We start from the raw sequence: 24,114 nt of genomic DNA, 5'->3' as shown, positions 1-24,114 counted from the left end.
TTACAATGAAAATAATTTTCTTAAATATCCTGTAAAAAATACATTATCGGGATCATATTGACTACGAATGGCTAAAAATTTTTCAATATCAGGATATAGCTCATACACATATTTAGCAGTTAAATGGCTTTGTTTGCCCCAATGTGGTCGTCCCTTATATTTTTTCATCAAGGTATGGACCCATTCAAAATAAGGTTCTTCTGGCATTCCTTTATACATATGAAACGCAATAAATGCTGATTCTTGCCCCTGTGTAGGACTTAAATAACCTGCTTCTCCTGCCGTTGACCGGCATTCTAATGGGAAATGCACATTAAAAGTTTCTTTTTTAAAGGTTGCATGTATTTCTTCCATACATGCTTCAAATTGCGTTAATGGAATAGCATATTCACTTTCTTGGAACTTCACGCTACGTGGAGAAGGATAAATTTCATAACTTATCCCTGTTTTCTCACCTTCTACAACATTGGCTGCTGCCAATTTACTCATAGCCCCACTTAACGACGGCTTCCATTTACAAAGCTCTGACATAGCATAAAAAGCACCATTCTCTACTATTTGAAGTTTCAATGTTTCTATTCTCTTGCTCCAATTACTCTGATATACAGGCTCTACCGCGTTCATGCGTTTTACTTGAATCGTCTCACTTCCGGGGAAATAAAACCATTCAACATGTCGATGCTGGCGAATATCCTCAGCAAATATTGTCAGTCCATTTGCTAAAGTATCTCTTGTGCCTACATAATGTAAACTGTACAGAGGCATTACCTTAATCGTTACTTTCACAAGCACTCCGAGCATACCAAGTGAAACATGTAAAGCTTCGGATAAATCATCCAATCCTCTAGTATGCTCTCGATAAGTACCTGTGCCATCAACAAATCCCCATCTCATGACAGTTGACGACAACGAGCCAAGTGTTACACCTGTTCCATGGGTGCCTGTGGAGACAGCTCCTGCGATCGTTTGCTCCTGAATATCCCCCATATTGATAAGAGCAAAGCCATGTTTCGCAAGCAGTGGCCCTATTTCATATAAATACGTTCCAGCCCAAAGTGTCGCTTCTTGCTTTTCCTCATTCACTGCTATAAGCCCACGCATATTATGTAAAGAAAGTGCAATATGCTCAGGCATTGCAACTGCGCTAAAAGAGTGAGCTGCACCTGTTACGCGAATCGTTTTTCTTGTTTCACGTGCATGCATCACGATATTTGCCACCTCTTCAATCGATCGGGGTAAATACATCTCGCTCGGGTAAGAGATTACATTACCAGCCCAATTCGTCCACTTCTCACCATTTTTCCACTTATCTATAGAAAACATTGTCCATCCCCCCTATAGGTTGTATAAGCTCCTACATACTTGTCCCCTCTTATTGCATATAGTACTTGAAATCTTTCACAAAGCTCACCAGCCTTCGCATGTCGAAAATACAACGTGTCTCCTACATTCACTTTTTTACGCTTTACCTTAATGGGTGTCTGAACTTCTCCTGCTCCTTCTAAGCTCAGATATGAAAAAAAAGCGGGCTCATAGAAAACCGGCAATCGATCGGCAGCGATTGCTCCAGAGGCCGTGTAACCGCCACCATGACAAACAACAATATTTTTTTCTGGCTTTCTTGTCACACGTAAAGCAAATCCAGCAGCCTTTTCAAGCTGTAAATGTGTAAACTGATCAAACAATGCTGGTGCATAAAACGCTGAGCCAACCGTTATTTCCGTTACTTCTTTTTGCTGTGCTGTGTATGCCATACTTCCAGTGCCTCCACCATTCACAAAGAGCAAGTTTGGAAAATATGCTTTTATGTGAGCAATTGCTAATCTACGAAACTGGGTAACTTGCTTTTTGGCTTGCAATTGCATCACTTCTATTATCCTTCCTTTAATAGCGTTTGCAGGACGATTACCTACCCCTGCAATTTGAGCCTCATAGCCCATAGCCCCTACCACCTCAATAGATGGCTGTTTTTTAATATATTGTAAAAATGGTGTTAGTGATTCAAGTGAATGAAGCGAAGAGCGTTTAGTTCCGAAATAAAGCACTTTAAAATCATTGGACACATTTATATCAATACATACCTGCACACGAACACCAAGCTCTTGCCCTAACTTTGCCAAAAGTTTGACATGCTCCTGCTTATCCACCATAAAAGTGACGGTTTTTCCTGCTTTGACAAAGTACAATAACTGACGAACAACTTCTTCTTCCATCACTGGGTATCCAAGCAGTACATCGTCAAAATGCTGTTGTAATAGAAAAATTGTTTCGGCGGCTGTAAATGTCATATATCCGGTAATATTGGCAAGATTTTTTTGTAAATAACGTAGTACCTCTACAGAACGAATCGATTTCGTAGCAATACGGATTTTTTTCTCACCACAAGCGTTGTGCACTGTTGCTATATTTTTGTCCAATGCATCAAAGTCCAACCAAGCAAATGGATGTTCTAATCCACGAAACGCCTGATTAAATCTTGTTGTCATCCTATCACTCCTTTGTTTGTACTGTGTATTTGAGATTTATCCCCCAAAATTTTCTATGCAAATCTATCAAGCAAATAAAAAACAACCGTGGACATATTATCTAAAGTCTTCACGGTTGTTTTAGTATTGGACAAGCATTTAACTCACCTTTCTATATTATTTTACGAGAGAGATTACGAGGCGAATAAAAACTCTGCTGCAAAATTCAACATTACTAGCAGATGTAAGCCTGCAATAAGAAGTCCTTGACGGTTTAAACGTTTCATAGCTGTCATATTCATATAGAACACTCTCCTTTTTTTCACATTATACTCGCAGAAAAATCAATTTTCAAACTATTCATAATATTAAAATGTATTCATTTTTCTGACAAACAGGCCCAAATATGGCATGATAAAAGTGAGAATATGCCTATAGGGAGAGTGGAAAAATTGAAAAAAGCTTTATTAGTAATTGATTACACGTATGATTTTGTAGCTTCTGACGGAAAACTAACATGTGGCGAGCCAGGTCAAGCATTAGATATAAAAATTTCATCTTTGATTAACGAATTTATTGCTGATCAAGAGTTTGTTGTTTTTGCAAATGATTTACATGAGGAAAATGATCCATTCCATCCTGAAACAAAGCTATTTCCTCCTCATAATATTCGCGGTACTAAGGGACGCCAATTATATGGGCAAGTTGGTGAAATGTATAACCTTCATAAAGAAGAAGTATTGTGGCTTGATAAAACGCGTTATAGTGCATTTGCCGGAACAAATTTATCGATTTTACTGAACGAACGGGGTATCACAGAAATTCATTTAGTTGGCGTTTGTACTGATATTTGCATTTTACATACCGCAGTTGATGCTTATAATTTGGGCATTTCAACGGTCATTTATGCAGATGGTGTAGCAAGCTTTGATGCTGCAGGACATGAATGGGCATTGCGTCATTTTGAACATACATTAGGCGCAACAGTTATGAAGTAATCATCCTTTAAGTAAGCGAGAATTTGTAATAATTACTAAAGAAGCTAGATGCGTTTAATATGTTCCTTTCAGGGTATAACTAAGTAATCGCCATTATATCTTAAGTTTAAGGAGATGAAAAAATGATTAGTTTCATTTGGTATTTAATCATCGGCGGGATTTTAGGTTGGTTAGCTGGCGTCATTTTAGGTAAAGATGTACCTGGTGGCATCATTGGAAATATTGTTGCAGGGATTGTCGGTTCTTGGATTGGTAGTATGGTTCTTGGCAACTGGGGTTGGCGAGTTAGTAATTTTTACGTATTCCCAGCATTAATTGGTGCTGTCGTGCTGATCTTCATTGTCAGCATTATTTTAAAAAGTATGCGTAAAGCAACCTAAATATGTAAAGAAAGAGCCATCAAAAAAAGATGGCTTTTTCTTTACTTTTCCATATTTAAAAGAACTGCTTTCTTTAACTCATCATGATAGTCATTATATAAGTTGAAATAATATAACACCTTTTCCACATATTCATCACTATGATTGTATTTAAAAACAGCTTGTTTGATATCACCTTGTGCTGCACCATTTTTGGATAAATAATTCGCTGCACTAAATACAGCATCCTCAATATCATATGGATCCGCTATGCCATCTCCATTTGCATCTACGCCATATCCACCATATTTTTTTATCACTTCTAGATTCATTAATTCTGCCTTTGATATATTCCCTTTTCCTAATCCTGTACAAGAGGGATGTTGCCAGCCTACGAACGTACAGGGCATAAAGTAGAGTAAGAACCCAGCGCCTTGGCATATTTCTATGCTAGGTTTCCAAGAACTCCTCCCCGAACCGTACGTACACCTCTCAGCGTATACGGCTCTCCACCTATCAGTCTAATTTACCGTTGTGTAAATCAACGTGGCATTTCTTGCATAGTGCCATCGTTTTACGGTTTCTTTCAATCATACGCTTTTCCCATCGTTTTTTGCCTTCGAGGTCTTTTAACTTCTTAATGTGATGAATTTCTAAATCCACATCTGTGGCATGACACCATTCACATTCCTTTGCTACGAGCCTTTCAATGAGACCTGTTCGGTTGTAAATAATGTTTCTAGTCTTAGAAATAACATCAATATCGGCATACGAAGATGGTAATAATTTCTTTTTAAATCCATCTTTATAGAAGAATGCGATTTTACTACCATTTGCAGTTTCATATCTCACCGCAAAATCTCCGTTGATACTGTATTTTCTGTGGATTTTTCTTACGCTTGATTTATATTTGTTTGCGAATGTTTTATACATGCTATATTCCATGATGAATTTAAATCCATCTAGTTTATAGACATTATTCGCTAATTTGTAATAATTATATAAACCTCTGATTTCTGCATTGTAAATCATCAATATTTCAAGGTCATCGTTTTGCAGAAGATGCGCCCGATGAATAGACTTCCATTTTTGTGTTTTTTCGTCTATTTCTAACGCTTTGTATTCGATTAATTTATTTCGCCATACTTCATGTGGCAAAAGAAGTTCACAGCTCATTGTGCGTGTACGTTGTTTATGTCCGCTTGCTGTGTATTTTGTCGTCTTATTATCATGACTAATTTTAATATCATATCCAAGAAATCTTGCCCTCTTGCTAGAATGCGTTATGAGCGTCTTTTCTTGTGATAATTCAATTTTCAATTCTTCGCTTAAGAAAGTGCTGATGTCATGTTTTATTTGCTGACAATCTTCTTTACTACCAATTACACCGATTAGGAAATCGTCGGCATATCGCACATACTGTATTCGCTTGTAGTTATCGTCCATAGGGTCTTTAAAGGGTAATTCCATCATGTGATTTTTCAACTCGTCCAAGTGTTGAAGTGCTTGTTCTTTTTCTTCCTCGTTCATTTCTTCCCATTTTTCCTTATACCTTGCGTTTGCTCGGTGTAGTCTAGATTCTCTAGTACGGTATTCCGTTAGGCGTTTTCGTCCTTTTCCTTTATCAAATTTATCTTTGTAAGCTAATACAAAGTTATCTAACTCATTTAGATAGATATTTGAAAGGATGGGACTGATGATTCCACCTTGGGGTGTACCACTATATGTTTTGTGATATTGCCAGTCCTCTAGGAAACCTGCTTTAAGAAATTTCCAAATTAAGTCGATGAATTTATCATCATTAATTCTTCTTTTCAAAATCTCAATTAGTTTGTGATGATCAATGTTATCAAAGAATCCTTTAATATCACCTTCCACAAACCATTTAGCTCCAGTAAATCTGTCTTTTACTTGCATAAGTGCAGTATGACAGCTTTTTTCTGGTCTGAATCCATGAGAGTGTATCGAGAAAGTTTTTTCGTACATAGCTTCAAATAAACTTCTTACTACCTCTTGAACTAATTTATCTTCGAAAGATGGTATACCTAGTGGTCTTTTACCACCGTTCTTTTTTGGAATGTAAACCCTTTTGGACGGTCTTGGTTGATAACTACAATCTTTTAGGCTTTCAATTAATCTTTCAATACGTTGTAGACTCATACCATCAATGGTTTGTCCATCAACACCTTGTGTCATATTGCCTTCTTTCGCATAAATCTTAGCGTAAGCCATTAAATAGAATTCCACATTATACAAGTTTCGATAGATTCGTTCGAATTTGTAATTTTCGCGTGTTGATTGTTTCGTTAGACTGTCTAACACAGTGTTTGGACTTCTCATAGAGCCTCACGCTCCTTTCCAATTTTAGTTAGACTTGATAAGCTGTTCCCCTTCGCCATGTGATGGGCTTTCCCCACCTCAGACTACTACGAGAACTCCGTTACCATATCAGATATTCAGATACATTTTATCATAGCTTTTTATTTAAGCGTTCTGACGTAGGTAATCACCATTTAGCACATATAAGAACAAGCACGATGTAATGTCGGATATGACGTTCGCCCTTTACTATTTACTATAGTTGGTCAGCGATAGACTACGCACTTTTGACACGCAATTCATCAAAGTGTATTCAGAGATGGCTTCCAATTAACCATTCTGTTTCGCTGTATGACGTAAATAATCATCTTCCGTCATAGGTGGACCAATAACCCCCTCGGACTGTCATTCAGGCAGTTTAGCTTTTATCCTCGTTTACATCTTTTCATTTTGCTACTCAGTCGTATCGTGATGATTCGATAACTTATAGCTTTCCCAACATGCTACACTCCCCTATATTGGTTTCCCTCACGGATAAGTTGGGTAATGATAGGCATTGTAGTCTTGCCTACTCCTTGCTAGTGGAGATTTCTTACATGACCTTATGGTCGCACTTGCAAATGTCCTTCAGCCCCAGCTGGTGAAACGAGTGATTTCATCGAAGAAAAACGAGTTTCTATTCGATGATGGGCTGCAAGTAAAGTCCAAGGCACGCCGTATTTCTCTTCTGCTGCCACATAAATAGGAATATATTGCTCTGGAATGTTCATATCAAAATTTTGTTGAATTTCCTCTATCGCCTTTTGTTGTGCTAGCTTCTCAAAAATCGGTAATGTTTGTAGTTCTCTCCACGCAAAAAAAGCGAGTACATACACCGTTATTGCTATTGGTATTAATAAAGCTATCAGGCCCAATTGAACAGAAGGTGATAGAACTGGTTTTTTCTTCTTTTTATTTGCCATATGTCACACCTATCTTTTATTCTCTTTCCATTTTACCAAATTTGTCGTTTTTTGTAGTATTTTTTTCAGCATTTAATTACCACTACCATAACAGTTGAAAATATAGGGAAAAATATAGTAAAATATAATTCGATTAATTTTTATGGATAAAAATAGGAGGAATTTGTTTTGTGGAAAGACTTTAAAGAGTTTGCTATGAAAGGCAATATTGTCGATCTAGCAGTGGCAGTAGTAATTGGTGGTGCTTTCGGTAAAATTGTTACCTCCTTAGTTGCAAATATCATCATGCCATTAGTCGGCGTATTAACTGGTGGTATTGATTTAACAGAAAGCTTTGTGTTTGGCTCAGGTGATGCGAAAGTTAAATTAGGTGAATTTTTACAGTCGATTATAGACTTTTTAATAATTGCATTTGCAATATTCATGGCATTAAGACTTATGACAAAGCTAACTCGTAAAAAAGAAGAGGCTGTTGTAGAGGAACCAACACCAGAATTGGATGCTAAAGAAGAGCTATTGAAGGAAATTCGAGATTTATTAAAAAAAGAACAAGCCTAATAGCAAACAGGAATCTGTCTAATTTCCTTGGTCAAACTAAGGAAACAGGCAGATTCTTTTTTTTGTAGATTAAAGCCAGCAGCTATTTTAAACCAGTCTTTATGGGCGCAAGTTCCATGGCTCAAATACACCCACATGTTTTTCTGTAAGTCCTTGGTTAATCGCTTCAATAATTCCCTGTGCAATTTCATCATTCGTCAGCCATCTAGAAGAGTTATTAGCTTCTACGACAAACCCTAGTTTAACCTCGTGATAAATGATATTTGTAGGCATAAAATTTCTAGTCTGATCATCCTGTAAATAAGAACTACTTCCCTTGATATGGTACAAAATCACATTTTTTGTGTTAGGAGTTGCTTGTATAAGGGACTCCCAAACTCTTTTATCGGAGCCATGAATCCAAGCGATAATGCAATCAAAAGATCCATTAGTTTGCTGAGACTCTATTAGTGCCGTTGTAAAACGAGAATAATTTGTATAATCAACTATTAAAGGTGTTAATTGTGAAATATTATCAGCATTATTCATCAATACCTGCATTTTCTCCTGTTGTCTTCCAATAACGGAAACATGATATCTTTGCTTTATTAGCCATAAGGAAACATCCTTTAGCATACCTGTCCCTCCAATTATGAGACAATGCTTCATTTGATTCCCCCTCCTTTATTTCTCTAAAGTTTTAGCATATCCTACTATTCCTAGGTGATTTATCTTAAATAATCTAGCTAATTTTCTGAAATCATCTTGTTCTTCTTTCATATACATGTTAAATTGGTAACAATTATTAAGAATATGGTAAAAAGAGAGTCTAGTTTTTCAGATATTTTGGCTCTTTCCATGATTATGACAAGAAAAGAGTGACGACATGACAAACAACAGAAGTATTGAAACGAAACTTGTACAACTTGGGAATTTAAGTGATCCTAGCACAGGCGCTGTTAGCCCTCCTATTCATTTATCGACAGCTTATAAACATACAGGTATCGGTGAATCCACTGGTTTTGACTATACACGTACAAAAAATCCAACTCGTGCCCTATTAGAAGCAGGAATCGCTGATTTAGAGGGTGGAGACATGGGCTTTGCCTGTAGCTCTGGTATGGCAGCCATTCAACTAATTCTATCATTATTTAAACCTGGTGATGAATTAGTGGTACCAGATGATCTATATGGAGGTACATATAGACTTTTTAATTTCTTTGAAGAGACATATAACATTAAACCTGTATACTCAAAGTTCGAATCCATTGAACAGGTAGAAACTTTAATCAATGACAATACGCGTGCCCTATTCATTGAAACTCCGACAAATCCACTAATGCAGGAATTTGATTTACAAGTGTATGCTGAATTAGCCCATAAGCATGGTGCCTGGTTAATTGTTGATAACACGTTTTATACACCGTACTTCCAACGCCCAATCGAATTAGGTGCAGATATTGTCATTCATTCGGCTACTAAATATATTGGCGGACATAATGATGTGTTAGCTGGTTTAGTTGTTGCAAAAGGTGCAGATTTAGTAGAACGTATCGGCTTTATTCATAATGGTAGCGGTATGGTGTTAGGTGCGATGGATTCGTGGTTGCTTATTCGCGGCTTAAAAACAATGCATCTTCGCTTAAAGCAGCATGATGCGAATGCCAAAGCAATTGCTGCCTATTTAGAGGAAGAAGAACTGGTAACAGATGTGCTATATACAGGAAAAGGTGGTATGCTGTCCTTCCGCTTGAAGCAGGCGGAGTGGGTTGATCCATTCCTTCGTAACTTAAAATTAATTACGTTTGCTGAAAGCCTTGGTGGAGTTGAAAGTTTTATTACATATCCTGCTACGCAAACACATGCAGATATGCCTTATGAGGAACGTATTGAACGTGGTGTATGTGACAGATTACTACGCTTCTCAGTTGGCGTTGAAGAGGCTGAAGATTTAATTGCTGATTTAAAGCAAGTATTCGATATCCTTAGAAAAGAGGCTTAAACATGAAACAACATATTGAAACAAGCCTAATCCACGCTGGCGTTCGTGACGGCTATGAAAATAAAAAAGGTGCAGTCAATGTACCAATGTATCTCTCCTCAACTTTCCATCAGGAGAGTATCGATGAATTCGGCGAATATGATTATGCACGTTCTGGTAATCCGACACGTGATGCATTAGAAAAGGCAATTGCAGAGCTTGAAGGTGGTGTTCGCGCCCACGCATTTTCTTCTGGCATTGCCGCTGTTTCAGCAGCACTAATGTTATTATCTCAGGGCGACCATATGGTGATTACAGAGGATGTTTATGGTGGAACATACCGTTTTGTTTCCAAGGTTTTACCTCGTTTCGGTATCACTCATTCTTTCGTTGATTTCACAGATTTAGCAGCAGTAGAGGCAGCTATTACACCCGCTACTAAACTGTTATATATGGAAACACCGTCGAATCCAACACTTGGTATCACGGATATTCGTAGCGTAGTTACCCTAGCCAAACAACATAATTGCTTAACGTTTTTAGACAATACATTTATGACACCTTTACACCAACGTCCACTCGAGCTAGGTGTCGATGTTGTCATTCATAGTGCTACAAAGTTTTTATCTGGGCACTCTGATATTATTGCAGGATTGACAGTCACTGCGGACGAAAAACTAGGTCAGGAGCTATACTTTATCCAAAATTCATTTGGCAATATACTAGGTGTTCAGGATTCCTTTACACTATTGCAAAATATCAAGACGACTGATGTACGCTTTAGTCGTTCAGCTGAATCGGCACAAAAGATTGCTGAGTTTTTAGCCGCAAATCCACTTGTCGAGCAAGTATATTACCCAGGTCTTGAATCCCATCCTGGCTTCGATATTCATCGTAATCAGTGCACGAGTGCAGGTGCCGTTCTATCCTTCCGCCTGCCAAGCTATAAAGCTGCCAAAGCGCTTGTAGAAGCGATGAAAATCCCAGTTTTCGCTGTTTCTCTTGGTGGCGTAGAATCGATTTTATCCTATCCTGCCAAAATGAGTCATGCAGCAATGGAGCCTGAGGAACGCGCAAAACGCGGTATTACCGACGGACTATTACGTTTCTCAGTAGGACTAGAGCATGTTGAGGATTTAATTGCTGATTTCGCCCAAGCCTTAGAAATTGCTGCGAAGGCTTAAAGATATTTTACAAAACAACCGCGTTTCTAAATTATAGAAACGCGGTTGTTTTCAAATAAATGTAACTTTTAATTGTTGACTCGAACCAGCACTCGATATAAATAATCTCCATGCCCATGTGCTAATGTCACTTCCTGCTCATCAGTTATCCAGTAAAACGAGAATACTAGATCTGACTCGTTTAAACCTGTAGGATGATGCTGCCATGTATCTCGTTTTTCATTTGTCGTTAAATGATAAAAATAACGTTTTTGTAAAACCCCAGAATGATGATTAAAATAATCTTGGGCAATTAACCCTTTAACTATTAAATAGGATAAGCCTGTCTCCTCAAACATCTCTCGGGTCACAGCTTCTAGTGGTGTTTCCCCTTCCTCTACCGTGCCTTTAGGAATTTGTATGCCTGCTCCTTCTGTATTTTGCTCAAATACAAGCACTTGTAACTGTCCCTCATGCTCTCTCGTAATATAACCAAATGCCTTTTCAACAACTTGCATGAAGTCATCCCCTCTCGTATGAATTAATGTTACAATAAATAGAAAAATTGGAATTGCTGGTGAAAAGTGTTGTCATTAATTATACGATAGATGCAAGAGAATGACATCATTTTCGTACAAGAAATTGCCAAGAGAAGCTGACATCATACATACGAAAGTATCATCCCACTGATGTTCAGGATCATTTTCTACAAGTTGCTTATAGTAGGGATTGCTTAAAAGAACCTCTAGAAAACAGTCTATTTTTAGTTGCAGCAATTGATGAGGTAATAATAGGCTTTGGTAGATGGTGAGGCAGAACTTTTCCAATATACTTACTTCCTGAAACTCAAGGTAATGGTATTGGCACAGGCCTTATTACAGGAAAGAATCAACATGCTTCCTTCTCTACACTTATAGTTTGCGTAGAGAAGGAAAATGCGATTGGCATGAACTTATATCAAGCGAAGGGTTTTAAAGTGCTGTAATTATAAAATATTAGTATAGTACAGTTTTTAAAAATTATTTATATTCTACAATCATTCGACTACCGAATACAGTGAATCCGTCCATACCAGTATCTTGCATTAGGATAGTTCCTTCTATTTGGATAAACCATAAACTACTAGCTTCTTCACCTGCAAAAGCTGTTGTTTTGCTTGTAGATGTAGGTGTATTAGTTTTTTGGAATTTAACAGTAGCTGTAGAGCCAGCGCCATTTTTAACAAGGTAATTGTCAATGCTTGTATATTTTGATTGTGTCACAGATACATCAGTTGGACAATAAATAGTAACACTAACAACTTTTGAATCTTTAGGAATTACTTTGCTTAAATCAATATATTGTCCAACAGACTTAATTTTACCTGTTTGTCCTGTAGATGTAGCAAAATCCTTAGTTAGTGTACTTGTTGTAGATTGATTAATTGCATACGTTGAGAAATCTTCTAATACATTTACTAAAGGTACTTCAACAGTTTTTAATTCTACTGTACCATCTGTTGGAATATTTTCTTTCGCAAGAGTAGCAGGAGTACCCGTGGATAATACCATAGCTGCTGTTAATCCAGCGTATAAAAGTTTTTTCAAATTCAATCCCACCTTTGTTAATTTTCAAATATTTTACAATTTACATATTATCATATTAGGGATATTTTTTAAAATAGATTCAAGTATATAAATTACCAAAAATGTATTGTTACTGTTGGTCAGATAAGTTTTTTAACTCAATCTTCGCTTGGTCCACAAACGACCAATATAGATTATAAAATTCATCCTTTTTTTGTTTTTCTACAGGTGTTAAACCGTAATTCCACTCTCCATTAATGCTTGCTAATAATGTATCTCCACCAACAACAACCTCATAGTCATACCCCCCCAGAGAATTTGTCGCTGGTTTGATGATGCCATTAGAAGATATAGCTATATTAGTTTCTATCCCTAAATCTATTTTATTTAGATACGTTACTAGTGACAGTTCTCCTAGAGGTGCTGCTTTCTCTTTTTCTTGGGCTTCAAATTGTTTAATGGCTTTCATTGCCTGCTTATGCAGTGCTTGGCGGTCAGGTGATACAGGTGAAATATATTGTGCACGTAATATGGCAATTTGTCGATTAATGGCATAACTGTCATCACTATTTCCATGTGTAGCATTTGCCGCTTTTGCCGTTCTCATAGCTAGAGCTTTAATTTGCTCTATTAATTCATTCTGTGATGGTACTTGCTTTCCCTTTGTTGGTATTACATCCCAATTAGGTGTTGCTAAATTATTTAGATACATAGAACTCACCTTATTATTAGCTTGTTTACCAACTTCATGTGGTGTGTAGTTCCATAGCGAATTATCAATTTGAGAGCTTTTTGTAGTAGAAGAATATGTTTCAGTTAAATGAGCTGAACTATCTTTTTTCTTATTATCATTTTTCGTTGTATAGACAGGATTAGATTGTATTTGTGAGAAATTTGTAATTTTCATGATTGAACTCTACCGCCTTCGATATAATTGATTTTTTATAAAAGTAACGCTCAATAGATAGAAGAGTTTGATGAGTTGTTTGATGGCCATTTATTGAAAACAGTTAAACTAGGCGCAAAACTAACATAGTGAAACAGAGCTAAACTTACTCCGTTACACATTTTATATGTATCTATGCAAGATTGATTTGGTCGGATTGGATGACAAGTGCTGTTAAGCCTGAATCACTTCCAGATTCATGTGCCTCTCCAGTTTGCCAAAGAACACCTTCCCCTGTCTTTATGATTACTTTTTCTTGATCCTCACCGCAAACCCATCCTTCACCCTGAATCACAATAAATAACTGTGGTACAGGTGCCTCATGCATCCCAACAACACCACCAGGCTCTATATAAATAAAGCCAATATTTGCAGGCTCCACCGTTTTCATGATTTTCCTATAAAAAGCATCTATCGATTGAAAATTATTTATTTGATTGCCCAATTCTTGTGTAAAATTATATATTTTCATGTCTGCATATTTTCCTTTCAAATTTTCACTACCATCTTATACATTAAAACATCGTCTACATAGTCGTTGTCATGTAACTTAATTTCCTTGACTTTTCTGCCTTCCTCAACAAATCCCATCTTTTTATAGAGCGTAATGGCCCTTTCATTTGTTGAAAATACTCCAAGACTAATCTTTTCAATATATGGGTTGCGCTCTGCCCACTTTAGTAGTTCCTCAAGTAAAAGTTTACCAATCCCCATACCACGATATTCATTTAATACCATTATGCCAAAGGAACCTGTATGTGCTAGTCGCTTTCGAGGCGGTGATTGAAACACTAGCCAGCCAACCCTTTTTTCTTGATATTGTGCAATAAAGATTGTTTCCCGTTCATTTGCTATTTTTGCTTGTATCCATTCTTTTTCCTCATCAATCGTTTGCTGTAATTCCTCTATTGTTGTGATTAGGTAATTTTCTTCAGCTAAAACTTCTTTCTGTATTGCCAGTATGTCTTCAGCGTCTTCTTCAATGGCAGCCCTAATTTTGATTTGTTCTGTCAATAAATCCCTCTCCCTTCCTGCACAAAAAGTCCCCTCGGATGGCTATAACATCAAGGAGACTAATTATTTTAATGATTTCTAGTTAAATATCTTTGGAAATCTTTTAAATCCTTTGCTAAAAACTCATTGGATAGCCACTCATTTGACGTCATGATATCATCGATAAAATTGGAGAGAGATGTTTTATCTAATTGACTAAAATGCTTTGAAATCTCTGTATTACTAATGGATTCTTGCCATTTAGCATAGTCTTTTACTTTATTTTGCACGAGATTTGGTTGATTTGTATAAATTGACTTAACCAGTTGATTATATTCCTTGAATGCTTCAACCAGCGCGTCTTTATCCTGATTTTCAGTAGCAGCTAATATTTTATCTCTAAAGCTTTGCCATTTTTCAGGGAAGGCTTCTTTCACTAAATCATCTATATGAATATAATCGTCAGGTGCATGTACTAATGGACCCTTCTCAATTGCATATAAAACAATACCATTGTCATTTTTCACGCCATTAACTGCAAATTTTGCAATCGTTGTCATAGCATCCATGTAATCTTTCGCCTGTTGTCCCTCTAAGTAATTATCTGCAATAAATTGCGCTTTTTCTAAACCAAGTGAAATCATCGCTTGACGTTGTTCCTCCGTCATATTGCCAACGTTATGCACTAAAAAGTTTTGAGATATTGTTGAATATGTAGCATCCAGTACTTGCTGACTTGCTCCCTTTAAGCTATTGACAAGTTTATCATTTGTTTGGATATGTGGGATAATTATAGCAAGAACATTATGTTCAATCTCCTCATCAAGTCGCGCCTGCTGTTCCGCACGAATGGCCAACTGCTCTTCACTTTCGACGAAGTTTAATTTCCCGCCATCCTTAAACATAGATGCTATTTTTTGAGCAATCTCCTCTGGCACATCTTGTAGTTCAATTTGGCTATCGAATAACCTACGCGCTTCCGCTCCAATTGTGACAGCATCCTGATCTTTTTTTAAGGCTTGAGGATTCCCTCCATCCTTAGACTGGGTATTCATAGTTTGAAGAAAATTTACCGTATTCGTATAAGACGTTATCTTCATCATAAGTCCTCTCCCTTTTGTAAGTTAGAGTTTATATCGGATAAATTACAAATAATTGAAGATAGCATAATAATTGGATTCACTTTATAACGTCTAGCCAAATAAAAAAACCCAGAATAATTTCTGGGCTTGATGACACTTACTTTTCTAACATGATTAAAACTGACGGGCTTTTGCTTCACTTCTCAAGAGCCGGTTATGGAGCGTAATCTCCGTTTCACCATTAACTTGAGATTTTGAGCGTTTAATCCTTGACCAGTTGCGGTGGATCTTTTGAGATTTCGGGTCTAATTGTTCAAACCTACTCATTTTACATCCTCCTTATCATTATAGATTTCATAAGTGAAATCTGCTTTAGTATGACCTTGCAATTAAATATTATTCAGTTCTCCTTCACTATTAACCCCAAACTTCTTGCTATGTACTTCTAAATAACATTTTTAATTTTGGGGTAGCTAACATGAAGATTTTTATAGTATGTTGTAAAATGCTTTATTTCTTTATCTAAATACTCATTAATACTTTCAATTCGCGGCTCCATACTTAGTTCTTCATCAGTCATTTTTCTTGTTTTTAAAGGGCATCAGAAATTATTTCATTTAACAATTCCTAAAAATCAATTGGTGGAACCTTTGTTTATACTTTATCCGTTTACATGCTAAAATCGGTCTGAGGACATAGAAATATTTTTTATTTTTACTTCTAATTCCAGTAAATACTCAAGATAATTGTTTTTAGCCATACTCAAATAGTGAATTAAGTTTACATTTGGATAAAACACCCCTCTTTCCAACAATCGTACATTGTCAATAAATGAATATAGTTGGTCATAAACGATATTGCCTCGTTACCATTCTAAAAGAGGTGGCTTACTTTTGCGAAAGAGTCTTAATGCTTTTGTTATTTCTCAGCCACTAATATCCAACAAATCATTAATAGGCACTTTAAGAACATCTCTCTTAGCACCAATTCCTTGAGGGTCGATTGAAAGGTACCAATTGAAGCGTACTTCACAATCACTATCCTTACACGTACATTCATAATTCATGTCTTTCTATTTATATTTTATCCTCTACTTTGAGCCAGCCTTTTATTATAAGTATTGTAGTCGTAGGAACGAGTATGTTCTCCTTCATTCACCTGGATTTTGATAGACACTCCATCTCCTACATTGGTTTTGATAGAAAACTTCCCATTAAAGGCCTGTACCCTCTCTTGCATTCCCCTGATCCCCATTGAATCAGCATGAATAATTTCATCCATATTACATCCTACACCATCGTCAGAATAGTTGATTTCAAAGCCATCTTCTTTTTCTAACAGATGAATTTCTACAGTATCGGCATACGAATGTTTTAAGGCATTGTTTAATAACTCTTGAAAAAGCCGATAAATCATCAAGTTTAAACGCTCATCCTCTAAATATAGACGATCGATTGTGTAGATTAAAACAAATTCAGCGCGTTTATGAACCTTTTGAATAAGTTTCTCAAGCGCTGCATTTAATCCTAATGTATCTAATAATGGAGGTTTTAAATTTTCACAGTAACCTCTTAAATCATTCAACGATGCAACCATATGGTCATGAACTTTAGAAAGGTTCGTTTGGATATTTGTTGTTTTCTTTGCATGAATAACTACATCCATTTCCCTTGCAATATGTAGCTGTTCTTGTAAAATCGTATCGTGTAACTCTTGTGCCAATTGATATTTTTCTTGTTCAAATCGTAGCCAAAGGAGCTTATTGAGCCACGGTAACTGATTATTATCAGCTTCCTTCATATGCTTTAATTGTTCCAATAGTTCTTCAACCATTTTAGTATTTTCTATAAAATTATTTAAATATAGAAGCAATAATTCAAGCCATAATAATTCCTCATCCTTTAGATAGATAGATTTATTATGATCTACGACTAGTATCCTTTTATAATTTACATCTTGGTGTATAAAAGCAATATAAAAATGCTCTGTTTTCTTTATATCCCCCAAGCGTAGTTCTTCTAGTAAAACTTCATCAATTTGATTTTGTGTATATTCTTTTGATTTGCTTAATGAAGTAACTTGATATGTTTGAAAATCATAAGTTAGTACGTCAATATGATTAATCTCAAGATGTAAAGCTACTTCTATAACAAATTTCTCCAATAAGTCTTCAATCTTTATGACCCTTCCGATACTATCAATGGTCGTATACATTTTATGCATATAATCTCCTTTTGTTGAAAAAAGGATTTTTCGCTTATGATAATCTATTTTTTCTTTAATATAGAAAAGGGCTATTAAAGAGAGGAAGGAAAAAAAGAAAATTTCGGTCATTCTTGATATATCTAGATCAGTTATCCAGTAGAGACCCATTAATAGCCAAACTGTAAAAGCAAATGAAAAATTAAAATAATGACGAAAACGAGTTATATAGTACTCCATATCAAATATACGTTCAGTGAGCTGTGTAAATATAAAACTGTATGGTATGAGCATCAAAAATAAGGAGCATATATCCGCTGAGAGTATATATTTATGAAAAATAATTTGCGGTATGGCAAACAAAAAAAGGAATGGTAAGAAAGGGCTAATAATACTTAATAAAAAAATTTTCAATTGAGGGGTTTTATATTTTGAATAGCCTATCCCTAAAATACCAAAAATTAATAATAATAATATAAAAAATAACCACAAGGTAATAATAGAGAGTAAAGGATTCATAGATGGATCAATAATACTGAAAATACTAAGAAAAGCTATAATTAAAGGAATTATATAGATAAATTTAATGTTTCTAATTAATAACCATTTTAACTTCAAGTATAAAAAGTAATTCCTTAAAAAGTGAATCAGAAGAACAAGACAAAGTATCATACTACTTCGATTCACAATTGTTCCAACACTATCTAATCTTCCTGATGCGCCAATACTAACATAAGCTAACGATACTGTAAGAATAAACAGAATAAGTAGATTTATTAAACTCGAATTCTTTTGTTTCTTATATAAGTAGAGAGAAACAATTAAACTTAATAAATAATAACAAGCTGGTAAAACTAATATATAGAAAAATTGTTCAGGAATGTCAAATGGTGCTATTTGTAAATGAATTAACTGTCCATCTTCTTGGTTCACAAACTTTAACTCTTTCGCTTCTCTAATTACAGGATAATATTTTATATTATTCAATTCATTAATATTGTTACCATCCACTTCTAAAATGATGTCCCCTGCTGAAATCCTTTGCTTATTTGACCATTCCTTATAATATGGCTCAACTATTAACCATTGTCCATTCTCTTCTTCCAGTTTAATTCCCAAATAAGGCTTGCTATAAGTAACATATATCAAATAGCTTCCTAATATAAGATAAGTACTTATAACAAGCCAAAGCCAATTATTTTTTAAAGAGCTTAGAACCAAAATCCAGTTTCTAAACATGTCTCTTCATCATCAAAGGATGTTATGATTGCCCTCTGCTCAAGCTCTGTAACACCAACTAGAGAAGCCCTATTTTCTTTTAACAATGTAAGTAGCGACGGATTTTTTTCCAAATACTGAATCATGTTAATCATAATATCTCCTCATTTCATTAGTTTTAATAGTTACACTTTCTGGAGTAGTCTTTTGAGTTTCAGTCTCTATTTATTAGTTATTCAAAAGGTATTAATAACCATAAATGTAACTACACCTACATTATACATTCAATTGGCAATTTATCAACAGAATTTTCTATAAATTGATAAAATTCAATAGATTAGGAATTATTTTTGCTAAAAACAGACTGTACCTCCTTCATTTTGAAACCATTGAGCGTCATTGAGGTAATAATGGTGTAGATTCCACAAAAACAAAGAATAGTGAGGGTACCATAAAAAAATCGATGAAGTTGTTTTGCAGCAATTGAAAAGTTATCGAACAGCTGTTAAGACGTTGTTATTGTCGCCTGGTCAGAAATTCATGACGATATTACAAAAGATATTCCTTTATTTTGATATCACCTAACACTGCTGACTGAGAGAAATGGAATTTATTGAAAATGGGGCTAAAAGTGGGGCTAGTTCATAACTAACCCCTCTCAAACCGCTTTCTACAGCATATAAAATTTTTACTTGATTCTCATTTTCAATATAATTTCCTTCATGTAAATTTCAAAGCATTTGCTTTGCATCAACTATACTTGTATTATCATATACCCTAAGTTGATTTCTGCCGCTTTCTTTTGCAATGTAAAGGGCTTGATCTGCCTTATCGAGTAGCTCGTAAAACGTTGAAATATCCTTAGCTTGACTGTATTCTGCAATACCAATACTAACTGTGACCTCGATTTTTAAATGATCATTAGTATATGGATTTGCTTCTACATTTTTGCGAACTTTTTCTGCTATTTTTACGGCACTCTCTAGCGGCGCATCTGGGGATAAAATGACGAACTCTTCTCCCCCATACCTTGTAACAAGGTCAATTCCCCGCACAGAATTGGAAATGATGTCTGCAACATGCTTTAGCACTTCATCTCCAACCAAATGTCCATATGTATCATTGACCTTTTTGAAAAAATCGATATCAATCGCGATACATGAGCACGCATTTTCTTCCTCTAAACATTTTTGAAAAACTAGCTCCCCTTGCTCAATTAAATAACGTCGATTAAATAGCTTCGTCAATTGACAGGTAATCGATAATTCTTTCAGTAATATCGTGTCTTCCCGTACTTTTGCACTCATCTCATTAAAAGATGAACAAAGCTCTTGAAACTCCTTCGCATAGGGCGCAAGCTGCTGTTCGTTAATTTGATAATCATAGTATCCTTGTTCTACCTTTCCAACACCTGTAAGAAGCTGCTGGATAGGTTCTTCAATTCTTTTAGAAAGTTGTAATATAATTTTAATGGTAAAAAATGAACCGATAACTATACATAAGGCTATCAATAGAAACCTAATGACTACTGGCTTATAGGCATCTATCAGACCAATTTCTGATACGATAAACCATTTCCCATGATTTATAGATTCACTTTTAGCAAGAACCCAATTATCATTTGTATCTTTATAGATATCGAGGGAGTTAGTCGTATTTTTTAACACAAAATTAAGGAAATACTCAGTTAGGTAATTGTCAGAAATCACGTTTTGTGTATTATCATTTACGGACCGCTTTTTTGAAGTAAATTCAGTGAGCATAGTGCCATCCTGATTCACAATATAGGCATGCCCTAAAAAACCGACTCTTGACTCATGTAGCAGTTGATCGATTGTTTTTAAATTTACTGTTCCAAAAACAACCCCATTAAATTGTTGTTGCTCATTAAGAATTGGTGAGGCAAATACGATAATTGGCTGCTTCGTCACTTTACTGGTTAAAATATCTGTGATATATGGTTGTTTCGTTTCTTTAGCAACTTGAAAATACTCACGACCATTCACGTCTACACCAGTACCATTTGTATTGTACTCCGTCACTGTATCAAATTGTACAATCCCCTCTTTATTGACGAATATTAAGTCTGTGAAATCTGTTTTTTCTTTAAAATCCAGAAAAAAGGCTTGCGATTTTTCATAATTATAGTTTTTTACAAAATCTAAATTAGAAATAGTATGTATATTAGTGGATTGTTCTGATAGCCAACTTTCAAAAAAATAGGCCTGAGCATTTAAATAATTGGTCATCTCTTCGTTTTTATATTGAATGGTTTGCCGGTATTCAATATAAAGTGTAGGAATAAAAATACATAGGCCAATGATAAAAGTAATGAGTACTAGCGCTCTACGAAGTTGACTTTTTATCGTGTTTGGCCGTTTTTTAAAAAACTTCAAAATGTCTACCTCCAAAATAAACTATCCATATATTGACTTGCCGTAGGAAAAAATAAGTACGCTATCATTAAAAATACCACAATCGAATGATTGTGGCAGTGAGAAATTTAATAGTTTATCATGTTTATTGCAATAAAATTTGGAGAATTGTAATAAATACAGCAGTGACGATGGGTAATAGTTTCAAAGAAGTATAGCCGACTAAGGATGAACAAATAGGCTCTAATGGATCCTTCGTAGGAGAGGCTAAATACTGGATAAAACGTTGCCAGCGACTTTTCTTATATGTGATTAGCTGCTTGGGAATCTCCACTTTATCATGATCTAAGCTGTCCTTTAGCCATTGCTCCTTGTTAAATTCATTCTTAAGCATCGAAATCCTCCTTTAGCTCTTCCTTTAAAGTCTTTATCGCATTATGTAATCTCGATTTAACGGTACCAAGTGGGATGGACAAGATTTGTGCAATTTCCTCCTGTGGCAAATCATGATAATACACAAGCAAAATAACAGCTCGTTGCTTTTCGGGTAATTGAAGTATAGCTTCTTGTATCGTTAATTTTTCATCAGTCGATAGACGACGACTTTCTGTTGGTACTAAAAACGGAAAAAGTGTGCGCCACTTTTTACGTCGATTTAATTTATTAACCATTAAGCGATAAGCAATTTGAAATAAATATGTCTTCACCGTTCCCTTTTGTTGATCAAAGTCCTGTTTTATATATTGTAAACGCTCAAAGGCATCTTGCACAATATCAATGCTAAGCTGCTCCTCACGAGTATAGCGAAATAAAAAGCAGTACAGAGGCTCATACAAACGACTATAGAGCTGTTCAAAACCCTCAACATCACCATTTTTATAGGCCTCCATCCACTCCTCATTGCTCATCATCTAGCTCATCCCCCCAATGAGCTTTAATGGACTTTAAAGTTATAGAAAGACGTGAAACTAAGTATCCAACTATGACAATGACCCATGCTGACGATTGATTTGCAAAAAACTGCAAATATGGATTTTCGAATGTTTGAGAGGAGGCCAAAAGAAAGAAAACTGCCTGCACACAAAGTATTGTATAAATGGCTAAAACGAGCGTTAAAGTATCAAATACATTCCAACGTAAATAAATTGTTGTTTTTTTATAATTAATTTTTCTATTTTCGCGTACAATATATTTTTTATCCATCGGGATTGTAATTCCCAAAATAATAATAGTCAAAACTCCATTTGCAATTAAAGATACAATAAATCCAATTCCCATAAAATCACCTACTTACTGGTATATACTTTTTTAGCAATAGCCGCTAACACCAAGCTAATCACTGCTAAAATTATACAATATTGATATTGCGGAAGCCATGTGTCGTTAATTAAATTTAAGTACATTTGCAAGCTATCATTTAAATAAAGCATTGGATTCCAACTTAGAAAAATATAATAATCATGTGGGTTTTTCCCCCCAATTGTTAAAAACATCGTTGTCATCGTTACTGAAAACATGAATAAAATCATTATAGGCACTAACATACTTTGAGCCACTTTCTCGTTTTTAAATAGACCTGCTAATATAAAACTCAGTGGGTATAATGCCAGCAAAACAAAATTACTAATCAAAATAATCATAAAATAAGATGAAAGTGAAATATCAATGATGAATGAATAGCCAATGAGAAGTAACACTAAAAATACATTTAATAATGAAAAGACACCGATTCCCATACCCATATAGTAAGTGTGTGGCTTAATGCCTGTTCGTTGTATCCATTGGAACGTTTTATTAGCCTTCATATCAGCCAAATATATAGTAGCGCTAGAAAATGCAAATGAGAAAATTAACATTAAAATTGAAACTGGTAAAAACTGACCTTTAATCAGATAATCAAATGCTTCTTCGGTCATCATGTTTTTACAAATAACTGACATGATCAAAAAAATAAAGGCAGGCGACAAGTTTCCAATAGACATTCCTGCATTTCGTATACTTTCTAACATATAAATTCGTGCAATTTTTTTAATCATCCCGCTCTTCCTCCTAAAATTTGACCTGTCACTTCATAATAAAGACCTTCAATTCCCGGCAACCTTGCGTCAGTATATTTATGATAGAGCTCATCTTGTGTAGCATTTTCAATGATCTTACCCTCTTTAAGGATTACAACATAATCAAATAATGCTTCTAACCCAGCAACCTCATGACTAATAATGATGATCATTCTGTTACGTTGACGAATTTCATGCTGTAAGTAAAACATCAATTGCTTTTTCTTCGTTAAATCTAAATCTGCAAACGGCTCATCTAGTATGATAATTGGTTTATTTAATATAAAAGAAAGGTAAATCGATACTGCTTTTCGCTGGCCGCCTGAAGCATTTTTCATCAATACATGGTCATAAGTCGGTAGCTCTAATATTTCATATAGCTCTTCCAAATCAACCTTAGTGTTTGCCAATGTAGCAAAAAGAGCAATGACTTCACGAATTTTCAGATGCTGGTAACTCGTAAAAAATTGGTATTGCAGAGCTACTTGATTATATACTTGTAGCGACGAATCACTTAATAGAATGGAACCTCCATCTGTTTTTTCATCTCCAGCAATACATTTTGATAATGTAGATTTTCCCGCTCCGTTCTGACCTAATAATAAATAACAATAGCCCATTTTAAATGTGGCCGACACACCATCCAAAACGTTTTCATTATTATATTTTTTCACAATATCTTTCACAATAAGCTCCAAAAAAATCCCTCCCTATTTGTATGTTCACTGACTATACAAACGGGAAGGGTAGAAGGTTCATTTTATTTTAAAAAAAATGAAATAAAATTATATATTTCCATCACTACCGTCGCATAAATTTTGATTGAATTTTCTGTTTTCTCACTTTTTTGTTTAAGAAGAAAAAAGAAAACACACAAACAACGGTGATTGAC

Annotated in this window: 27 protein-coding genes and 1 pseudogene; 5 read left to right on the top strand and 23 right to left on the bottom strand. The window is 35.3% G+C overall.

What is annotated here, in order from left to right; all coding sequences use genetic code 11:
- Entirely contained in the window at positions 1 to 1,323 is a 1,323-nt protein-coding gene (locus ACIQXF_RS17705; RefSeq protein ID WP_402785347.1) for a D-arabinono-1,4-lactone oxidase, read from the bottom strand.
- On the bottom strand, positions 1,311 to 2,486 hold the full coding sequence (locus tag ACIQXF_RS17700; RefSeq protein WP_402785344.1) for an amino acid deaminase/aldolase: 1,176 nt from the start codon (positions 2,484 to 2,486) through the stop codon (positions 1,311 to 1,313). Before ACIQXF_RS17700 ends, ACIQXF_RS17705 begins: the two co-directional genes overlap by 13 nt.
- A gap of 431 nt (positions 2,487 to 2,917) precedes the next feature.
- Between ACIQXF_RS17700 and ACIQXF_RS17695 the strand changes: the two genes are divergently transcribed.
- The gene (locus ACIQXF_RS17695; protein WP_402785341.1) at positions 2,918 to 3,463 is read left to right on the top strand and encodes a cysteine hydrolase family protein; all 546 of its coding nucleotides are present in this window, start codon (positions 2,918 to 2,920) and stop codon (positions 3,461 to 3,463) included.
- A 122-nt stretch (positions 3,464 to 3,585) separates the two neighbouring features.
- The gene (locus ACIQXF_RS17690) at positions 3,586 to 3,843 is read left to right on the top strand and encodes a GlsB/YeaQ/YmgE family stress response membrane protein (RefSeq protein ID WP_402785338.1); all 258 of its coding nucleotides are present in this window, start codon (positions 3,586 to 3,588) and stop codon (positions 3,841 to 3,843) included.
- A 41-nt stretch (positions 3,844 to 3,884) separates the two neighbouring features.
- Here ACIQXF_RS17690 and ACIQXF_RS17685 read toward each other — a convergent pair.
- The 3 genes and pseudogenes from ACIQXF_RS17685 to ACIQXF_RS17675 form a co-directional block, all read right to left on the bottom strand.
- Positions 3,885 to 4,238, bottom strand: a pseudogene (locus ACIQXF_RS17685) (lytic murein transglycosylase); the annotation flags it as partial.
- Between the two features lie 100 nt (positions 4,239 to 4,338).
- The gene (locus ACIQXF_RS17680) at positions 4,339 to 6,162 is read right to left on the bottom strand and encodes a reverse transcriptase domain-containing protein (RefSeq protein ID WP_402785335.1); all 1,824 of its coding nucleotides are present in this window, start codon (positions 6,160 to 6,162) and stop codon (positions 4,339 to 4,341) included.
- Between the two features lie 581 nt (positions 6,163 to 6,743).
- The gene (locus ACIQXF_RS17675; RefSeq protein WP_402785332.1) at positions 6,744 to 7,103 is read right to left on the bottom strand and encodes a hypothetical protein; all 360 of its coding nucleotides are present in this window, start codon (positions 7,101 to 7,103) and stop codon (positions 6,744 to 6,746) included.
- Between the two features lie 168 nt (positions 7,104 to 7,271).
- Here ACIQXF_RS17675 and mscL point away from each other — a divergent pair, with 168 nt between their 5' ends.
- Positions 7,272 to 7,661, top strand: coding sequence for a large conductance mechanosensitive channel protein MscL (gene mscL / locus ACIQXF_RS17670; protein WP_402785329.1), 390 nt, complete (start codon positions 7,272 to 7,274; stop codon positions 7,659 to 7,661).
- A gap of 99 nt (positions 7,662 to 7,760) precedes the next feature.
- Here the strand turns inward: mscL and ACIQXF_RS17665 are convergent, their stop codons facing one another.
- Positions 7,761 to 8,309: a Rossmann-fold NAD(P)-binding domain-containing protein gene (locus ACIQXF_RS17665; RefSeq protein ID WP_402785326.1), complete on the bottom strand. Its 549-nt coding sequence runs from the start codon at positions 8,307 to 8,309 to the stop codon at positions 7,761 to 7,763.
- A gap of 217 nt (positions 8,310 to 8,526) precedes the next feature.
- On the opposite strand from ACIQXF_RS17665, the gene ACIQXF_RS17660 reads away from it, so the two are divergent.
- Together ACIQXF_RS17660 and ACIQXF_RS17655 are read left to right on the top strand one after the other, a co-directional pair.
- On the top strand, positions 8,527 to 9,642 hold the full coding sequence (locus ACIQXF_RS17660; RefSeq protein WP_402785323.1) for a methionine biosynthesis PLP-dependent protein: 1,116 nt from the start codon (positions 8,527 to 8,529) through the stop codon (positions 9,640 to 9,642).
- 2 nt (positions 9,643 to 9,644) lie between these two features.
- A complete protein-coding gene (locus ACIQXF_RS17655; protein ID WP_402785320.1) occupies positions 9,645 to 10,805 on the top strand; it encodes an aminotransferase class I/II-fold pyridoxal phosphate-dependent enzyme in 1,161 nt (386 codons plus the stop codon).
- A 68-nt stretch (positions 10,806 to 10,873) separates the two neighbouring features.
- On the opposite strand, the gene ACIQXF_RS17650 is transcribed toward ACIQXF_RS17655, so the two are convergent.
- The 17 genes from ACIQXF_RS17650 to ACIQXF_RS17570 form a co-directional block, all read right to left on the bottom strand.
- Positions 10,874 to 11,302: an NUDIX hydrolase gene (locus tag ACIQXF_RS17650; protein ID WP_402785317.1), complete on the bottom strand. Its 429-nt coding sequence runs from the start codon at positions 11,300 to 11,302 to the stop codon at positions 10,874 to 10,876.
- A 501-nt stretch (positions 11,303 to 11,803) separates the two neighbouring features.
- Positions 11,804 to 12,370 carry a hypothetical protein gene (locus tag ACIQXF_RS17645; protein ID WP_402785314.1) on the bottom strand — a complete coding sequence of 189 codons (567 nt, stop codon included), beginning with the start codon at positions 12,368 to 12,370 and terminating at the stop codon, positions 11,804 to 11,806.
- Positions 12,371 to 12,479: 109 nt separating this feature from the next.
- Positions 12,480 to 13,256, bottom strand: coding sequence for a hypothetical protein (locus ACIQXF_RS17640; protein WP_402785311.1), 777 nt, complete (start codon positions 13,254 to 13,256; stop codon positions 12,480 to 12,482).
- Positions 13,257 to 13,428: 172 nt separating this feature from the next.
- On the bottom strand, positions 13,429 to 13,767 hold the full coding sequence (locus ACIQXF_RS17635; protein WP_402785308.1) for a cupin domain-containing protein: 339 nt from the start codon (positions 13,765 to 13,767) through the stop codon (positions 13,429 to 13,431).
- 17 nt (positions 13,768 to 13,784) lie between these two features.
- Complete coding sequence (locus ACIQXF_RS17630) at positions 13,785 to 14,309, bottom strand: GNAT family N-acetyltransferase (RefSeq protein ID WP_402785305.1); 525 nt, start codon at positions 14,307 to 14,309, stop codon at positions 13,785 to 13,787.
- Between the two features lie 68 nt (positions 14,310 to 14,377).
- A complete protein-coding gene (locus ACIQXF_RS17625; protein ID WP_402785302.1) occupies positions 14,378 to 15,391 on the bottom strand; it encodes a hypothetical protein in 1,014 nt (337 codons plus the stop codon).
- 153 nt (positions 15,392 to 15,544) lie between these two features.
- Entirely contained in the window at positions 15,545 to 15,697 is a 153-nt protein-coding gene (locus ACIQXF_RS17620) for a YpzG family protein (protein WP_004231380.1), read from the bottom strand.
- 290 nt (positions 15,698 to 15,987) lie between these two features.
- Positions 15,988 to 16,095, bottom strand: a complete 108-nt coding sequence (locus ACIQXF_RS17615) for a hypothetical protein (RefSeq protein WP_402785419.1) — start codon at positions 16,093 to 16,095, stop codon at positions 15,988 to 15,990.
- A 200-nt stretch (positions 16,096 to 16,295) separates the two neighbouring features.
- Positions 16,296 to 16,436 (bottom strand): hypothetical protein, encoded by a 141-nt coding sequence (locus ACIQXF_RS17610; protein WP_402785286.1) that lies wholly within the window; start codon positions 16,434 to 16,436, stop codon positions 16,296 to 16,298.
- Positions 16,437 to 16,453: 17 nt separating this feature from the next.
- Positions 16,454 to 18,811 carry an ATP-binding protein gene (locus ACIQXF_RS17605; protein WP_402785283.1) on the bottom strand — a complete coding sequence of 786 codons (2,358 nt, stop codon included), beginning with the start codon at positions 18,809 to 18,811 and terminating at the stop codon, positions 16,454 to 16,456.
- A complete protein-coding gene (gene comX / locus ACIQXF_RS17600) occupies positions 18,784 to 18,945 on the bottom strand; it encodes a competence pheromone ComX (RefSeq protein WP_402785280.1) in 162 nt (53 codons plus the stop codon). The genes ACIQXF_RS17605 and comX overlap by 28 nt, the downstream gene beginning before the upstream one ends.
- A gap of 576 nt (positions 18,946 to 19,521) precedes the next feature.
- On the bottom strand, positions 19,522 to 21,186 hold the full coding sequence (locus ACIQXF_RS17595; RefSeq protein WP_402785277.1) for a sensor domain-containing diguanylate cyclase: 1,665 nt from the start codon (positions 21,184 to 21,186) through the stop codon (positions 19,522 to 19,524).
- Positions 21,187 to 21,310: 124 nt separating this feature from the next.
- On the bottom strand, positions 21,311 to 21,559 hold the full coding sequence (locus tag ACIQXF_RS17590) for a hypothetical protein (protein ID WP_402785274.1): 249 nt from the start codon (positions 21,557 to 21,559) through the stop codon (positions 21,311 to 21,313).
- Positions 21,552 to 22,055, bottom strand: coding sequence for an RNA polymerase sigma factor (locus tag ACIQXF_RS17585; RefSeq protein ID WP_402785416.1), 504 nt, complete (start codon positions 22,053 to 22,055; stop codon positions 21,552 to 21,554). The genes ACIQXF_RS17590 and ACIQXF_RS17585 overlap by 8 nt, the downstream gene beginning before the upstream one ends.
- Before the next feature lie 7 nt (positions 22,056 to 22,062).
- Positions 22,063 to 22,443, bottom strand: coding sequence for a group-specific protein (locus ACIQXF_RS17580; RefSeq protein ID WP_402785271.1), 381 nt, complete (start codon positions 22,441 to 22,443; stop codon positions 22,063 to 22,065).
- 8 nt (positions 22,444 to 22,451) lie between these two features.
- A complete protein-coding gene (locus tag ACIQXF_RS17575; protein ID WP_402785268.1) occupies positions 22,452 to 23,201 on the bottom strand; it encodes an ABC transporter permease in 750 nt (249 codons plus the stop codon).
- Positions 23,198 to 23,920, bottom strand: coding sequence for an ATP-binding cassette domain-containing protein (locus ACIQXF_RS17570; RefSeq protein ID WP_402785265.1), 723 nt, complete (start codon positions 23,918 to 23,920; stop codon positions 23,198 to 23,200). The genes ACIQXF_RS17575 and ACIQXF_RS17570 overlap by 4 nt, the downstream gene beginning before the upstream one ends.
- Positions 23,921 to 24,114: the final 194 nt, after the last annotated feature.

The sequence above is a fragment of the Lysinibacillus sp. NPDC097231 genome, from assembly GCF_044761885.1.
GTDB lineage: Bacteria > Bacillota > Bacilli > Bacillales_A > Planococcaceae > Lysinibacillus.
The sequence above is the reverse complement of the archived record's forward strand: the minus strand, read 5'-3'. Positions and strand labels throughout refer to the sequence as shown.

Excerpts from the sequence above, each read along its gene's own strand:
- ACIQXF_RS17675 (WP_402785332.1), bottom strand. The coding sequence starts at position 7,103 with ATGGCAAATAAAAAGAAGAAAAAACCAGTTCTATCACCTTCTGTTCAA.
- ACIQXF_RS17700 (WP_402785344.1), bottom strand. The coding sequence starts at position 2,486 with ATGACAACAAGATTTAATCAGGCGTTTCGTGGATTAGAACATCCATTT.
- ACIQXF_RS17585 (WP_402785416.1), bottom strand. The coding sequence starts at position 22,055 with ATGGAGGCCTATAAAAATGGTGATGTTGAGGGTTTTGAACAGCTCTAT.
- ACIQXF_RS17610 (WP_402785286.1), bottom strand. The coding sequence starts at position 16,436 with ATGAATTATGAATGTACGTGTAAGGATAGTGATTGTGAAGTACGCTTC.
- ACIQXF_RS17655 (WP_402785320.1), top strand. The coding sequence starts at position 9,645 with ATGAAACAACATATTGAAACAAGCCTAATCCACGCTGGCGTTCGTGAC.
- ACIQXF_RS17620 (WP_004231380.1), bottom strand. The coding sequence starts at position 15,697 with ATGAGTAGGTTTGAACAATTAGACCCGAAATCTCAAAAGATCCACCGC.
- ACIQXF_RS17640 (WP_402785311.1), bottom strand. The coding sequence starts at position 13,256 with ATGAAAATTACAAATTTCTCACAAATACAATCTAATCCTGTCTATACA.
- ACIQXF_RS17705 (WP_402785347.1), bottom strand. The coding sequence starts at position 1,323 with ATGTTTTCTATAGATAAGTGGAAAAATGGTGAGAAGTGGACGAATTGG.
- ACIQXF_RS17665 (WP_402785326.1), bottom strand. The coding sequence starts at position 8,309 with ATGAAGCATTGTCTCATAATTGGAGGGACAGGTATGCTAAAGGATGTT.
- ACIQXF_RS17680 (WP_402785335.1), bottom strand. The coding sequence starts at position 6,162 with ATGAGAAGTCCAAACACTGTGTTAGACAGTCTAACGAAACAATCAACA.
- ACIQXF_RS17650 (WP_402785317.1), bottom strand. The coding sequence starts at position 11,302 with ATGCAAGTTGTTGAAAAGGCATTTGGTTATATTACGAGAGAGCATGAG.
- comX (WP_402785280.1), bottom strand. The coding sequence starts at position 18,945 with ATGATTAACATGATTCAGTATTTGGAAAAAAATCCGTCGCTACTTACA.
- ACIQXF_RS17605 (WP_402785283.1), bottom strand. The coding sequence starts at position 18,811 with ATGTTTAGAAACTGGATTTTGGTTCTAAGCTCTTTAAAAAATAATTGG.
- ACIQXF_RS17580 (WP_402785271.1), bottom strand. The coding sequence starts at position 22,443 with ATGGGAATTGGATTTATTGTATCTTTAATTGCAAATGGAGTTTTGACT.
- ACIQXF_RS17660 (WP_402785323.1), top strand. The coding sequence starts at position 8,527 with ATGACAAACAACAGAAGTATTGAAACGAAACTTGTACAACTTGGGAAT.
- ACIQXF_RS17625 (WP_402785302.1), bottom strand. The coding sequence starts at position 15,391 with ATGATGAAGATAACGTCTTATACGAATACGGTAAATTTTCTTCAAACT.
- ACIQXF_RS17590 (WP_402785274.1), bottom strand. The coding sequence starts at position 21,559 with ATGCTTAAGAATGAATTTAACAAGGAGCAATGGCTAAAGGACAGCTTA.
- ACIQXF_RS17690 (WP_402785338.1), top strand. The coding sequence starts at position 3,586 with ATGATTAGTTTCATTTGGTATTTAATCATCGGCGGGATTTTAGGTTGG.
- ACIQXF_RS17635 (WP_402785308.1), bottom strand. The coding sequence starts at position 13,767 with ATGAAAATATATAATTTTACACAAGAATTGGGCAATCAAATAAATAAT.
- ACIQXF_RS17575 (WP_402785268.1), bottom strand. The coding sequence starts at position 23,201 with ATGATTAAAAAAATTGCACGAATTTATATGTTAGAAAGTATACGAAAT.